Origin of the sequence: Chryseobacterium sp. CBo1 (assembly GCF_001693475.1) — a bacterium.
Lineage (GTDB): Bacteria > Bacteroidota > Bacteroidia > Flavobacteriales > Weeksellaceae > Chryseobacterium > Chryseobacterium formosense.
Map to the genome: position 1 here is coordinate 1 of NZ_MAUH01000011.1, position 14,165 is coordinate 14,165.

9 protein-coding genes are annotated in these 14,165 nt (G+C 36.3%); 2 read left to right on the plus strand and 7 right to left on the minus strand.

All coding sequences use genetic code 11. The features are described 5' to 3' along the window. Positions 1 to 287: 287 nt before the first annotated feature. The 7 genes from BA768_RS08140 to BA768_RS08170 form a co-directional block, all read right to left on the minus strand. Positions 288 to 617, minus strand: coding sequence for a VanZ family protein (locus BA768_RS08140; protein ID WP_065720346.1), 330 nt, complete (start codon positions 615 to 617; stop codon positions 288 to 290). A 25-nt stretch (positions 618 to 642) separates the two neighbouring features. Next, entirely contained in the window at positions 643 to 1,020 is a 378-nt protein-coding gene (gene gcvH / locus BA768_RS08145) for a glycine cleavage system protein GcvH (protein ID WP_034679315.1), read from the minus strand. A 270-nt stretch (positions 1,021 to 1,290) separates the two neighbouring features. Beyond that, complete coding sequence (sprA, locus tag BA768_RS08150; protein ID WP_065720412.1) at positions 1,291 to 8,340, minus strand: cell surface protein SprA; 7,050 nt, start codon at positions 8,338 to 8,340, stop codon at positions 1,291 to 1,293. A 6-nt stretch (positions 8,341 to 8,346) separates the two neighbouring features. Beyond that, positions 8,347 to 8,931 (minus strand): Holliday junction branch migration protein RuvA, encoded by a 585-nt coding sequence (ruvA, locus tag BA768_RS08155; protein WP_065720347.1) that lies wholly within the window; start codon positions 8,929 to 8,931, stop codon positions 8,347 to 8,349. Between the two features lie 278 nt (positions 8,932 to 9,209). After that, positions 9,210 to 11,498, minus strand: a complete 2,289-nt coding sequence (locus BA768_RS08160; protein ID WP_065720348.1) for an NADP-dependent malic enzyme — start codon at positions 11,496 to 11,498, stop codon at positions 9,210 to 9,212. A gap of 16 nt (positions 11,499 to 11,514) precedes the next feature. After that, positions 11,515 to 12,366, minus strand: a complete 852-nt coding sequence (locus BA768_RS08165) for an ATPase (protein WP_034679260.1) — start codon at positions 12,364 to 12,366, stop codon at positions 11,515 to 11,517. Between the two features lie 88 nt (positions 12,367 to 12,454). After that, positions 12,455 to 12,718 carry a hypothetical protein gene (locus BA768_RS08170; protein WP_065720349.1) on the minus strand — a complete coding sequence of 88 codons (264 nt, stop codon included), beginning with the start codon at positions 12,716 to 12,718 and terminating at the stop codon, positions 12,455 to 12,457. A 229-nt stretch (positions 12,719 to 12,947) separates the two neighbouring features. Here BA768_RS08170 and BA768_RS08175 point away from each other — a divergent pair, with 229 nt between their 5' ends. Continuing rightward, positions 12,948 to 13,406: a GtrA family protein gene (locus tag BA768_RS08175; protein ID WP_065720350.1), complete on the plus strand. Its 459-nt coding sequence runs from the start codon at positions 12,948 to 12,950 to the stop codon at positions 13,404 to 13,406. Positions 13,407 to 13,409: 3 nt separating this feature from the next. Next, positions 13,410 to 14,135 (plus strand): lysophospholipid acyltransferase family protein, encoded by a 726-nt coding sequence (locus BA768_RS08180; RefSeq protein WP_081874592.1) that lies wholly within the window; start codon positions 13,410 to 13,412, stop codon positions 14,133 to 14,135. The last annotated feature ends 30 nt before the right edge of the window (positions 14,136 to 14,165 follow it).

The window sequence follows — 14,165 nt, forward strand, 5'->3', positions numbered from 1 at the left end:
GGGGAATAAAATCGGGGGCGATATCGAAGTATCAATGAAGCGTCTGCCTTTATCCTGCTGCTTTTACTCTTTTGGTTAATTTTTTTAACTAAGTTATTAATCAATTTCACTTAATGCAAACTTACCATCGTAACGGCATCCTTTTGTGATGAGCAACGAAGAGCAAAAGATATAGAGGAGAGCGGGAAATAGCTCCTAAGAAAAATATGAATGTGAAAAGTCGGAGAATTGGAACGCGGGAGAATAAAAGTAAAGCTAAGAGTAATAGTAATTTTCTTCAGAAGGCTTTAATTAGAAAATTTCCTGATCAATATCTTATATATATAGTAACCGATCAGGCAGCCGATCGTGTCTGCAACAATATCCAAAGTTTCCATGGATCTGCCTAAGTTCATTTCTTCCTGAAAAATTTCGGTGAGGAAGGCGTAAATAAGTATGATCTGAAAGTAATATGAAAATTTGATTTTGGGAAAGGCAGCGATAAAGCAAAATCCTAATGCCGCAAATATGCTTAAGTGCAAAACCTTGTCGATCCCATCGAACATAAAGAAATACTCGTGGTTCTCAACTCCGGGACGCAAAAGCATATAAGTAAGAAATGCCCAATAAATGGGCAATATCTTTATAAATATGTTCGAAATTTTATCCAATGATCGCCTGATAATCTTCAGCTGAAAGCAATTCTGAATGATCTGCACCTTCTGCAATCTCAAGTTTGATGATCCACCCATTCCCGTAAGGATCTGAATTTAGTAATTCCGGCTGATCTTCAAGAGAAGCATTAAACTCGATTACTTTTCCTGAAATAGGTAAGAACAGGTCTGAAACTGTTTTTACTGCCTCAACACTTCCGAAAACATCTCCACCGTTGATTTCTTCATCCACAGTATCTACATCTACATAAACGATATCGCCCAACTCTCCCTGTGCAAAGTCTGTAATACCAATTGTAGCAACATTGCCTTCGATCTTGATCCATTCGTGATCTTTAGTGTACTTTAATTCTGACGGTGTATTCATTTTTCTTTCTTTTTTAATGTTGACAAATTTATTCAAAATAGAGATATGCTCAAAGAAAATTTCGCATAAGTTCAAAAAGTAATTTTTTCCTTTTTATTTGGGATTTTTATATAGGTATTAAAAAAACAAAAGACACACAAAACTGCGCATCTTTTATTCCGATTTAAATTAATTATTATTACTTACCAAATATAGTGATTGGAACTCTATCTTCCAATAGTTGTGAAATAAAAAATCCCTTTCTTTTTCGAAAGGGATTTAGTTTTAGATTTAGAAACCTCCGGAGTCACCAAAAGTGAATGTTGCGGAAATTCCGGCTCTGATGGTCGACAGCGGGAAGGCTGTGGAAATTTTATACTTAGAAGTCATCTGCTCATAGAATAAACGCAGATTCAGGTTTTCCGAAACGTTATAATCTGCAGAAAGTTTAATATTCATTAATCTTTGTCCACCCGTAATCTGAGAATCATTTAATAGTATATTCATAATACTTGTCTGGCTATCACGAAGTGAAATATCACCACGGATATTCAGGTCTGAACCTTTAGCTTTCGCACCTCTCTGGTTATTAGTTCCGAGTCTGAAGTTTCTTACAATGTATCCTAATCTTACTACATATTCCGTATTTGAGTCTTCAGTAAGTGTATGGTTTACCAGACCAAGAATCATGGTTCTTATTTTATTATACTGAATACCAAACTGCATATTGTTTCTCATCGTTACATCCACACCAATCAGTGGTGAGAAAGATTCGGTATAACCTACCTGAGAGAAAGTGTAAGGATTAATAAAATTATTATTGACATCACGCTGAGAACTTTCAACATCATTTGCAATATTAAAATAATCAATATTCGACTGAACCCCAGTTGCCGTATAAGTAGCACTGTAGCTGTGTAAAATATCAAACTTGGTAAACTGACCATTGATGATCGGTATATTTCTTAATCCTGAGTAAATAATTCTCCAGTTTGGAATCGGAAGACCTGCTTTTTTAGGATTTCCTAATCTTTCCGGATTTTTACCTTCCATTGCAGCACGGAATGCAGGGATCAAAACATACGCATTTGAAAGACTATGACCATCCGTATATCCGTCCGAGTTTAACAATCCTCCCATTTGTCGGGAAATAGACTGTGCATTTGCCCTGATCGCATCATATATATATGAGCTTTCTTTAAATGAAGTATTAAGAAGCACGACCGTATTCGAATACGAAACCATATCACTTGCAAAGGTTAGATTCGGGTTTGCAAAGCCGGTTTGCGGATCAACATAATTAAACCCTGTATGCGAGAAGTTTCTGTTATATGTACTCAATACATTAAAATCTATCCTGAAATCATTGACCGGAGACACCTGCAAATCGGCTCGTAATTCCCGCGTTGACATTTTGATGTAAGGATCGATCATGAATTCGGAATCACTTACCCAACCTCTTTCCATAACAGTACGTCTGATGTCGGCCTGCGAACCGAAAAGGAAACCAAGCGTAGGACCACCCAATGTCTGACCGTAACCATATCCGTTCGGTGCAGATAACAATCCCGGAATAACACTTCCGTTATTTTCGGAATAATTAACATTTAACTGTTTGAAAGATGTCAGTAAGAATGCTGCACTTTGCATTACAGACAGTTTATTTTTAAACTTATATTTTTTATACGTATATCTGTTTTTCTCCCAAGCCTGAGTGTAAGCATTATTCAATGAATCCTGCTCCTGTTTACGTTTCTGAAGCGTCGTAGACATTCTTTTAAAATAACTGAACTGCCCAAGGAATTTTGGTATATCCGCAGAAGCATTTGCAGAAATAACATTGGTGTTCTGCCCTATTGATCCTAAACTTCCATCAGGACTCGCAAGAAGCGCTGTTGATCTTGCATTCCAGTTATAGGTAAATCCGTACCCCACTTCAGCCTCGATAAAATCAAGATAAGGTAAATACTGGAACGGCAATTTGTAATTCAGCTGAACTCTGTGGTTATACAAGACCGGTCTTCCCGCTCTGAACATATTTCCGAAGATCGAGGAAGTATCCATTGTATTTACATCTACATTATCGTTCAACGTTCTTGTTGCGGAATTGATTTCGAGTTTTAAAGATTTTGTAAAATTAAATCCTAAACCATATTGCCATCCGAAATAGAAATTTCTGTTCTTCAAAGCAGCAAAATCATCATTAAGATTTCCACTCAGAATAGCATCGATATTTCTAAATTCAAGCTCATTGTAATTTCTGTCGAGCTCAGTTCTGAAAGATAATCTGGTCGGGATCGGATTAAAATTAAATTCTTTCACCCATCTCAGATATTTCGTAGACTTGGCTGTATCGCTGATCATTTTATTGAACGGTCTGATTACCCATGGCTTGAATGTATAATTGTAATCTAAATATCCTCTCAGATATTGTCTGTAATTTTTCTTGGTGTAAATATCACGGTAATGATCATCATTGTACACCGCCGTAAGAGAAAGGTTTTCTACGTCATAAAACTTCGGCTTGCTGTTCGGCTTCACTCTTTCTTTATGCATATTTACGACTCCTAAGCTTCTTTGCTGAGTGTACGTTCTTGCAACTTTTTTAAGCTCTTCTCTGTTTGCCGCCTTGCTGAATTCAACATCGGTATCTAAAGGATTATATTTCGGATCCTCGATCGTTTGTGAATAAGAGTAGTTCACAGGAATTTTCATCCCGGTTTTTTCCGGTAAGAACTTATCGACATTCACTGCTGTATTAATACTGAATGCTGACTGGGTAGACTGGCTTCTTTCAGCTGGTTTAGAGTCAATATTTCCAAAACCTACTGAAGAATAGGATGCACTTGTATTAACGGTGGCGAAATCTCCTAAATTGAAATTTAAGCTCGCATTTCCTGCATAACCGCCATCGTTTTCAATTTCAGAAAGACGGATTTCGTTTACCCAAAGAATTCTTCCGCTCGTTCCTATTCTGTTTTTCGTTCTTACACCAATCATAATGGTTGTAATGCTTCCTAAGGAAGGACGACCTTTTATGTAAATTCCTTTGTTGTCATCACCAAACTGAGAATCCTTTCTTCTTTCAATGATATTATTTGGAAAAGCTCTATCTCTTCTGATTTTTGCGTCTACAAAATCCTGAATATTGAAATCCACCTCATTCTCTATCGGCCAAATCTCCATTGGAGCGGTTGCAGTACTAGGAGTATATTTTAAAGATGCTTCATATTCGTAGTAGTTATCGGTAGCATCACTACCAAATCTGATGAAGAATTTTGTAGTATTATCATAATCTGAAGAGATTGGATTGTCTAAGTTTTGTCCATGTACAAAAAGTCTTAACTTTTTGTACCTTCTCATATCAAGCTGTGTATTTTTGAATACTCCTCTTGCCTCATTGGTCATATTTTTCACTTTCATATAAAGTGAAGACTCATTTTGTCTTTGTGCTCCTGCATTTCCACTAAGAACCTGTCTGTCTATTCCCGGAGGAAGTACATATGGAGGCTGGTTTAGTGCGTTTTCTTCAATATTCACACTTCCTACTTCGAAGTTATCATTCAAAGTCACAGGTCCTGCTGTTCCCTCGTTTGCAGAACTGACAGTCTCACTATAAATAAGATTAGAATATCTTCTCCAATCAGATCTGATCAGATCCATCGTTCCGAATCTTAAGGTTGAAGTCTGGTCGAAACCTGTTAAAAGCATTCTTGCGAATCTTACATTATTAAGGATGGATGGATTTTTCTCTCCACCTGCATCTGCTTGATTATAATCTGAAACAGGAATTCTGAAAAGATACCATTTCACATCATCAGTCTTGCCATTTTGAAACGTAGCCTGTACCGTTTTCTGATCAACAATATAATTACTCGTCCCAGCAGATAAACTAGCCTGATCAAGTTTAACAACATATTCGTTATAACTTTCTGTTTGGTCTAAGTTATAATCTTTATTAATATCTTCTGCATCCGGAGTTTGTGAAGAAACTTCTAATGAATTACTCTGCGAGTTCCCTTCAGGGCCTCTGAAATATTTGTATCGCTGAATAATTGAAGAAGCCTGGCTTCCTGTAAATTTATCAGACATATAAAATATGAAATCATCTACTGCAGGATCGGAAAGATTGGTTACCGGGTTTACAAAAGTATTTCCGAATCGCATTGCTTCCTGATCAGAATTCAAACCATCATAACCTAAATCCTGTGCTGTTCTGTCTCCTCCTTCACTTGAAAACGCATATAAAATTGGTGGCTGCTTCGGCTGAATACCCCAGTTTGATGTGGTCGTTGTTGATGGAATTCCACCTGTTGGCAAACCGTTTTCATACTGCATCAAACCGTCTTTAAGAATGTCTTCAGAAACATTTCCTAATTGTAAAAGAAGTTTAGGCTCTGCTCCTAGATTGTTTCCGTCTGCATAAGGATCCATCATCCAGAATTCAACATATTCAATATTTGAATTCACAAAATTGGAAACACTTATCGGACGCATGATTCCCGCCCATCTCTGTGCAGTTGTTTCCGTTGCAGGATTGGCATTATATGGTCCTTTTTCCTGAGGGAAATAAGAAATATCAAAAGTATTGGTAAAGGTCTGCTCTCCCGCTACAAAATCTCTGTTGTTGAAAATCTCTGAAAACTGTACACGTCTTGATGCGTGGTTCGATACCGATTCTGCAGTAATTCCTTGTGGAGCTCTTCCTCCTACACCCCAAAATCTAGGATCAATATTATACCACGTAAGCAAACCTCTGCCATATCCATTGGTAAGATCATCATTAACACCTGCTCCGGCAAAAATCGGATTACTTTGGTTTTTTTCCGGCTTAGAAGCCAAACTCCACGCTGTTGGTTCCTTTAATGATATTTTTGATGTAGTTTGTTCGAAATCGTCGATGTATGACTGATCATTTGTTCCTTTATTGATTCCCGGAATCAGATAGGCAGCCTCCATTTTAAAGTTTAAGTTGGAAGGAGCTTCTGTATTAATCCCCGGAATTTTATCGGTAAGTCTTGTCAGGAACGGAAGCTGATTGTTGTACATCATATTCACTCCCGCCATAGTATTGTTTACGGCTTCCTGACCGTAATTAACTTTTTGGGTAAGCGGAGATTCGGAATAATTAACGACTGTTCCACCGAAAATAAAGTTTTCGCTGACTCTTCTTTCTAAATTTAAACCTAAAAATCTTTTTCTTTGCGTATTGAAAGTCAATTGATTTTCCAGAGAAATATTAATTGCCTGACCTGATTGTTTCACTGTTTCGTTGATGATGGTCACTGTTCCCAGCATATAATCAACGGTGTAGTCTATTCCTTCGGTAAGCTGAACTCCATTTGCAGAAACTTTTACCGAACCTTGTGGTACATTTACAGCTCCCAAAGAAATTCCTTGTCCCTGTGCACCTTTGTAACGACCTTCCATCGTGTAACGCTGAGAAAGATTACTTTGACTTGCCACCTGTTTTTGCTGGCTATACAAGTCTGAGTACACATACTGAGGATTACTGCTTCCCAATACCTGAGCCATATAGCTTCCGAAAGGCTGCACTTTGGTAAACATGACTCTACCGAGATCTTTTCTAATGGTAATTCCTTCCACAAAATCAAAAACCCCATCACCGGCAACGCTACCATTATTTTGTAAATCTCCGTTTACGTTAAGACGATCCCAGTTTAATAATTTTAGTAGATTGGTATCTGCAACACTCGTATTGGGAAGGTAGTTTACTTTACCTCCGGTTTGAGCATCACGGTAATAGACATTCAAAATAAATCCGTCCTGATCGATTTGTGCAGCATCCAAAGAATAGAAGTTCTTCATCATCAAGTTCCACATCGGGGACTGAACATTTATTTTTGTATTTGATCTTAAAAGTTTTGTAACCAGTACAGGACTTTCTTCAGAAAATTCCCCAACTTTATAAACCTGATTGGTTCCATTCACCGTATATGAAAATGAAACTGCCAAAAGTTGCTGATCGTTTAGTTTCTGGTTTAAAGAAATGTATCCTAACTGTGGATGATAGGTATATTCGTTAGCATTTAGCCTTCTTGCTTTGGTACTTAATACAAAATGTTCTCCGGTATCATAAGGTTCTGTACTTCCCGGAAAAGTTTGTCCCTGAAAAGTCGGAAGATAATTTTTCCCTTGTTCTCTGGGCGTGCCGATTGCCGAATTAACCTGCTGATAAAGCCCATTTTGAGAATTATCGGGTAAACCTGAAGCACCTTCACCCAAATCTCTGATCCCGATGATACTTTTTTGGTAAGATAAATTTGAATTCCCCTGATCCATAACCCATACTTCCATTCTGGAAATACTGATTCTGGAATTGATCTGAGGATAATTTACTAATGCATTGTCGTAATTATTCAGGAAATATTGCCCAATAAAATAATGCTGGTTTTCTTCATAGTCGATTGCATTAATTTTAAAATTGTTCATTGTTCCACCACCCTGCACAACAATATTTCTGGCTTCACCCTGCTGTTGAGAAAGCACCACTGTACCGAATGTTTTTCCCAACTGGAATTCTGTTTTTACCCCGAATAAAGACTCAGAACCACGAATTAAGCTTGTAGATAACGGCATATTCACATTACCGAATTCTACTCTTTTGATGATCTTATCTTCGCCTCCTGCATTCGGTTTATTCACTTCGTTCAGACCTTTAGTCTGAAGATCTTTCCAGGTACCTTTTGACTGCCAAACCAGGTTCATTCTGTTCTCGAATGCGAATCCGCTTTGGGTATCGTAATTGGCTTTTAGCTGTAAGTTCTCCCCAACTTTACCTATCAAACCAAGCTGAATTCTCTGATCGATATCAAAAGTAAAACTCGTTCTGTTTTGTGGTAAAATCAACGGATTGTCTATTTTCTGGTACAATCCTGCAAAATCAAATGAAGCGTAACCGGAAGGAATTATTTCAATCTTATTGCTTCCAAAGATCGATTCAAAAAGTCGGTTATTGATTGTTAATGAAGGAATAAGTCCTTTTTTAGCCGCTTCAGATTTATCTTTTCTGAACATTAAGTTGTAGCGATCAGCTTTATCTCTGTAAAAAGCTTTAGATTGCTCTGCCAACATAAATTCTTTATAATCATCCGGCGACATAGCCACACCTGGCCCCGTTATTGTATTACCTATTTTAGGATATACATAATACATCCCGGTTTTGATATCGTAATACGCTTCATAATAGGTTGGGTCGGTAACCTCATAATTCTTCCTTATCGAAGAATTCTGCTGGTTTTGTTCCTGTGCAAAAATATTTACTGAGCCAAATAAAAATGACAAGAATATATAAATACTGAGAAACTTATTATTTTTCACCAAATGTTAAATATTTTTTAAGATTTGTTTTACTAATTCTTCTACCGATATTTCAGGTATTTGCTTTAAAATGCGGTCTGCAATTTTTTCGCTTGATCTTTTAGGAATTCCTAAAACTTCTAATGCAGATAACGCCTCATCCTTGATTTTATTATTTGCAAAAGAAGAAATATTCTCTTCCGGATTACTGAATTTCTGTACTTTGTATTTCAGATCAACAATGATTCTTTCAGCAGTTTTTGCTCCGATTCCTTTAGCTTTTTGAATCAGCGCACTGTTGCCAGAAAGTATGGCTGAAGCAATTTCATCAAGACTTAAAGTGGAAAGTAAAATAAGCGCTGAAACAGCACCTACACCGTTAACACTTATCAAGAGGTTGAACATTTCCTTTTCCGCACGCGTATGAAACCCGAAAAGCAGATGTGCATCCTCACGAATAATCTGCTGGATAAAAAGAAATGTTTCTTTATTTAGAGTAAGTTTTTGAGAAGTCATGAGGCTGATCCCGGTATAATAGCCCACTCCGTTTACGTTGATCACAGCGTAAGTTGGCGTAAGCTCCTGAACGATGCCCTGTAGGGAAAATATCATTATTAATTTTTATAACTTCCAAATATAGTAATTTAAACTAAGTAATGTTTTCATTTCAGAGAAGAATAGTTTTTAACTTATTTTTAAACAGCACCGACAAGAAAATGAAGGTAAAAGTATCAACTCGAAAAAGCTTTTTATTCGTTTGCTTGGATGAAAATTTTATTTTAAAAATTAAAAAAATTCACAAAAAAACGGCCTGATTTCAGACCGTTTTAATATTTTTAATAGGATTTTATCCTATTCTGTAGAAATTCGTCCCTTCGGGACTCTTTTTTTTATTTTTTACCTTCTCTTCTCTGAGCATCCAAAACGGCAACCGTTGCCAAATTTACAATCTCATCGACACTTGAACGCATCTGTAAAACGTGAACAGGCTGTTTTAATCCCATCAAAATAGGTCCGATTACCTGAGCAACCTTCATTCCTCTGATGATTTTGTAAGATAGATTAGCAGATTCAAGATTCGGGAAAATAAATGTGTTCGCAGGAGTAGTTCCTAATTTTGAAAACGGATAATCACTCAAATGATCAGAATTCATGGCAAAATCAGGCTGAATTTCTCCATCCACAATCATTTTAGGGAATTTCTCATGAAGAATATTTACCGCTTTTGCCACTTTCTTTGAAGTTTCAGAAATCGCTGCAAAGTTTTCAAAGCCCAACATCGCAATTCTTGGTTCGATCGCAAAAGATTTTACCGTATGTTCTGCCATTTTAGCAATATTTACCAGATCTTCAGCAGAAGGATTCTGGTTGATCGATGTATCTGCAAAGAAAATAGGTTTCTTTTCAGATAAGATCATCATCATGGCAGCAACTTTGTCAACGCCTTTATCTTTTTCGATTACTTCTAAAACAGGTCTTAAGGTTGATACATAATTTTTAGAAAAACCGATGATTAATCCGTCCGTATCACCATGTTTCAACATTAAAGGGCCAAAATAATCTCTTTGGCGAACATATCTTTTTGCTTTATACTCGTTCATCCCTTTTCTCTGACGAAGTTTCCAAAGTGTTTCTCTGTATTTTTTTCTGTTTTCTTTCTGATCATCATCACTCGGATCGATAATCGGAACATCAAGATTGATTCCGAAACGCTCCATCTGCTCTTTCACATATTTTTTGTCTCCCAAAAGAATAGGATGAGCAATTCCTTCTTCATATAAAATTTGTGCAGCTTTAAGAACGTTATATTCTTCAGCATTTCCTAAAGTGATTCTCTTCGGATTTGCTTTTGCACGGTTCTGCATCATTCTTACCAACTTCTCGTCTCTTCCCATTCTGTCGAGAAGCTGATTTTCATATTCTTCAAAATCAGTGATGGTTTTTCTTGCTACTCCACTTTCAATTGCAGCTTTTGCAACAGCACTAGAAACTTTGGTAATCAATCTGTTATCAAACGGTTTTGGAATAAAATATTCTCTTCCGAACTGTAAATTCTGAACATTATACGCTAAAATTACGGCTTCGGGAACCGGTTCTTTAGCCAAATCGGCGATGGCGTGAACTGCAGCCAATTTCATTTCTTCATTAATTCCTTTTGCCTGAACATCCAATGCACCACGGAAAATATACGGGAAACCAAGAACATTGTTTACCTGATTAGGATAATCACTTCTTCCGGTAGCCATGATCACGTCTTTACGGGTTTCTAAAGCTAAGTCATAAGCGATTTCCGGATCAGGGTTTGACAATGCAAACACAATCGGATTTTCATTCATGCTCAAAAGCATTTCAGGGCTCATTACATTTCCTTTAGACAAACCAATGAAAACGTCTGAACCTTTTACGGCATCTTCTAAAGTATCAATATCTGTTTCAACAATGAAATCTAATTTCTCAGGAGTAAGATTTTCTCTTCTATGATTGATTACACCTTTGCTGTCGCACATTAATACATTTTCTCTTTTCAAACCAAGAGAAATATAAAGATTGGTACAGGCAATGGCAGCAGCTCCTGCCCCATTCACGACCATTTTTACATCTCCGATATTTTTATTGGCAATTTGCAAAGAGTTGATTAATGCCGCAGCAGAAATGATTGCCGTTCCGTGCTGATCATCGTGCATCAAAGGAATATCCAATTCTTCCTTTAATCTTTGTTCTATATAAAAAGCTTCGGGAGCTTTAATATCCTCAAGGTTGATTCCTCCAAAAGTCGGAGCGATACCTTTTACAATTTCGATGAATTTATCAGGATCTTTTTCATCAATTTCAATATCGAAAACATTGATATCCGCAAAGATTTTAAACAAAAGACCTTTACCTTCCATTACCGGCTTTGAAGCTTCCGCACCAATATCTCCCAAACCAAGAACCGCTGTTCCGTTTGAAATTACCGCCACCAAATTTCCTTTTCCTGTATAATCGTAAACTGTTTCAGGTTTATCGTGGATTTCCATGCACGGAACCGCAACTCCCGGAGAATACGCCAAAGAAAGATCTCTCTGAGATGAGTGTGGCTTTGAAGGGATTACTTCAATTTTACCTTTCGGTTCTGCTTTATGATAATCTAACGCTGCCTGACTAAAAGTTTTTTCGTCGCGGTGGTTTTTACTTGACATAAGATTTTTTGTTTTTTTAAAGTATATATTTAATGTGGTAGTTAACCAAACTCTCGATTGGCTTCTGTACAATATGTCCCACATTCAAATTGAGTTCTGACGCCGCAGAACGTAAAATATTTTCGTAATAATAAGCAATGGATCCTATAAAGTTGATCTCAGCATTCTGAGATTCTTCATAAGGAAGAACCTGATAATCGAAGAAATTCTTCATCTCTTCCAAAACCATATTCTGGAAATAGGGATGATCTTTTCTTTCAACCACAAATTTATTGAAATTGGCTAAATAAGCATTCGGTCTTGTTGTATGATACATATTTTTCAATGCTTCATCGATTGTTAAGCCGTATGTTTTTTCGAACTCAAGATGTAAATCCTGAGGAAGTTTCTGCATAAAAAATCTGCGCACGAGTTGTTTTCCTATAGCACTTCCGCTTCCTTCATCACCCATGAGATAACCCAAAGAGGGAAGTTTTATCGTTAAATTTTCTCCGTCGAAATAACATGAGTTTGAACCTGTGCCTAAAATGCAGACAATTGTAGGTTTTCCGGCATAAGCAGCATATGCAGCAGCATAAAGATCTTCTTTTACAACGATTTTTGCATTGGTAAAAACCTTCCCAACTTCTTCTTCAATAGTGTCACAATTTTGCTTCACTCCACAGCCGGAACCATAGAAAAAAATTCTGGTGATTGAGTTTTTTACCGATGTTAAGCTTGCATTTTTTTCAATTTCGGGTACAATAAGCTCTCTGTTGATAAAATTCGGGTTGAAACCAATGGTTTCGGTCTTCAGGAAAACATTTTTAAAGTCATCCAGAATTACCCAATCCGATTTCGTAGAACCACTATCAACAATAGCAACCATATTTCTTAAATTTAAGAGTGCTAAATTATAAATTTATCTTTACATAGCCTTTAAAAACAAATATGGAAACCCTTTTTTATGATTAAAATTAGCTTTTGATTTCGTTTTTGTTCTGATTGAATTGTACAAGCCAGTCTTCTATTTCTTCTTCCAGATACGAGGTCTGTAATTGAATAGCAATGATAAAATCGTCAGGAATAGGATCTCCGTCTGAGTTCTCTAGATCCCAAAGATCGTTAGACATATTTTCGTACTCTGAATATACTCTCTTGAAACGAGAGTTTTCTTTTTCCAAAACTTCAATATTTTTTTGCTGAAGCTGAAATTTTCTGTATTTGTTTTGAGATTTCATACAAATATTTAGATTAATGTGGTTTAAAAAACTTGCGCAGATACTTCTCATCATGCACTACAAGATAGAAAGACCATCAACAGAAAAAGTTGAAAATGAATTTTTTATCAGGTACAATTTCTTTCGTTCTGAAAATTAAATTTAGAAATTATTTTTAATGTGAAAAAAAATTTAACAACTTTTTTCACTGTTTAACATATAGTTATAAATTTGCGTATTATTAAAATAAATGAGAGCATTATTACTACGCCAGAAACAGGTATTATTATTTATTATTGCAGGCGGACTCAGTGCGGTGGTGGAAATCGGAAGCTTTAAATTCTTCAGCACCTACCTTCCACAAGTGATTGCTCAGGAGCAGAATTTTCACGGGATACACTATCCTTTAAGTAATATTTTATCGACTAGCTGCGGAATTTTATTCAATTATTTTCTGAGCATCTGGTTTGTTTTCGAAAGAGGAAAGCACTCAAAGAAAAAAGAGTTTTTCTACTTCATGGTAGTGTCTTTCATTTCGACAATTTTAAGTTTATCTTTCTTCCAAGTTTTTTACAGCTTTGTATTCAAAGACAATATCAATTTAATTTTTTATACCTTGAGTCCGGAAATCATCAGTAAAATTGCGGCAATCTTACTGGTTTCCATTCTTAATTATTCGGTAAAGAAAAAAGTAATATTTAACGGTTGATTTGTGACTACAATTTTAAATTACCTCTGGAGAATCTGGCTGATCATCATTGCATTTGTTTTGACAATTGCTTTAGGAATACCTGTCTACATTTTATCTTTCAATAAAAAAAATTACAAATACGCCTATAAACTCATCAGACTTTGGTGTTTCGGAATGTTTTTCGGAATGGGTTTACGATACGAACTCATTAATCTCACTGATAAAAAAATTGATAAAAACAGACAATACGTTGTCATCTCGAATCATACTTCGATCATGGACATTATGCTTCCCTGTATTTTATTTCCGAATCACCAGCTTTGCTATGTTGGAAAAAAGGAACTGGTAAAAATCCCTATTTTCGGAACGATTTATAAAAGAATCTGTGTGATGGTAGACCGAAGCAGCGCGAGAAGTCGAGCTGACGTGTACAGAAGATGTGCCGAAAAAATGGAAGAAGGCAACAGCATCGTCATTTTTCCGGAAGGTGGAGTTCCCGATGACACTTCGATTATGTTGGATGAATTTAAAGACGGAGCTTTCACTCTTTCATCAAAACACCACTCACCTATTGCGGTGTTTACTTTTATCGGTTTAAAAGAAATGTTTCCGTTTGATCATTCTAAAGGCTATCCCGGAAAAGTAAAAGTATACTTCAATGATATTCTCGAACCTGCCGATTCTCCGAAAAATTTAAAATTGTCTGCTTTTGAGACAATAAAAAAAACCTTGATAGAACATCGTTAATCGAAGAAAAAATATATATTTGTTGATAAT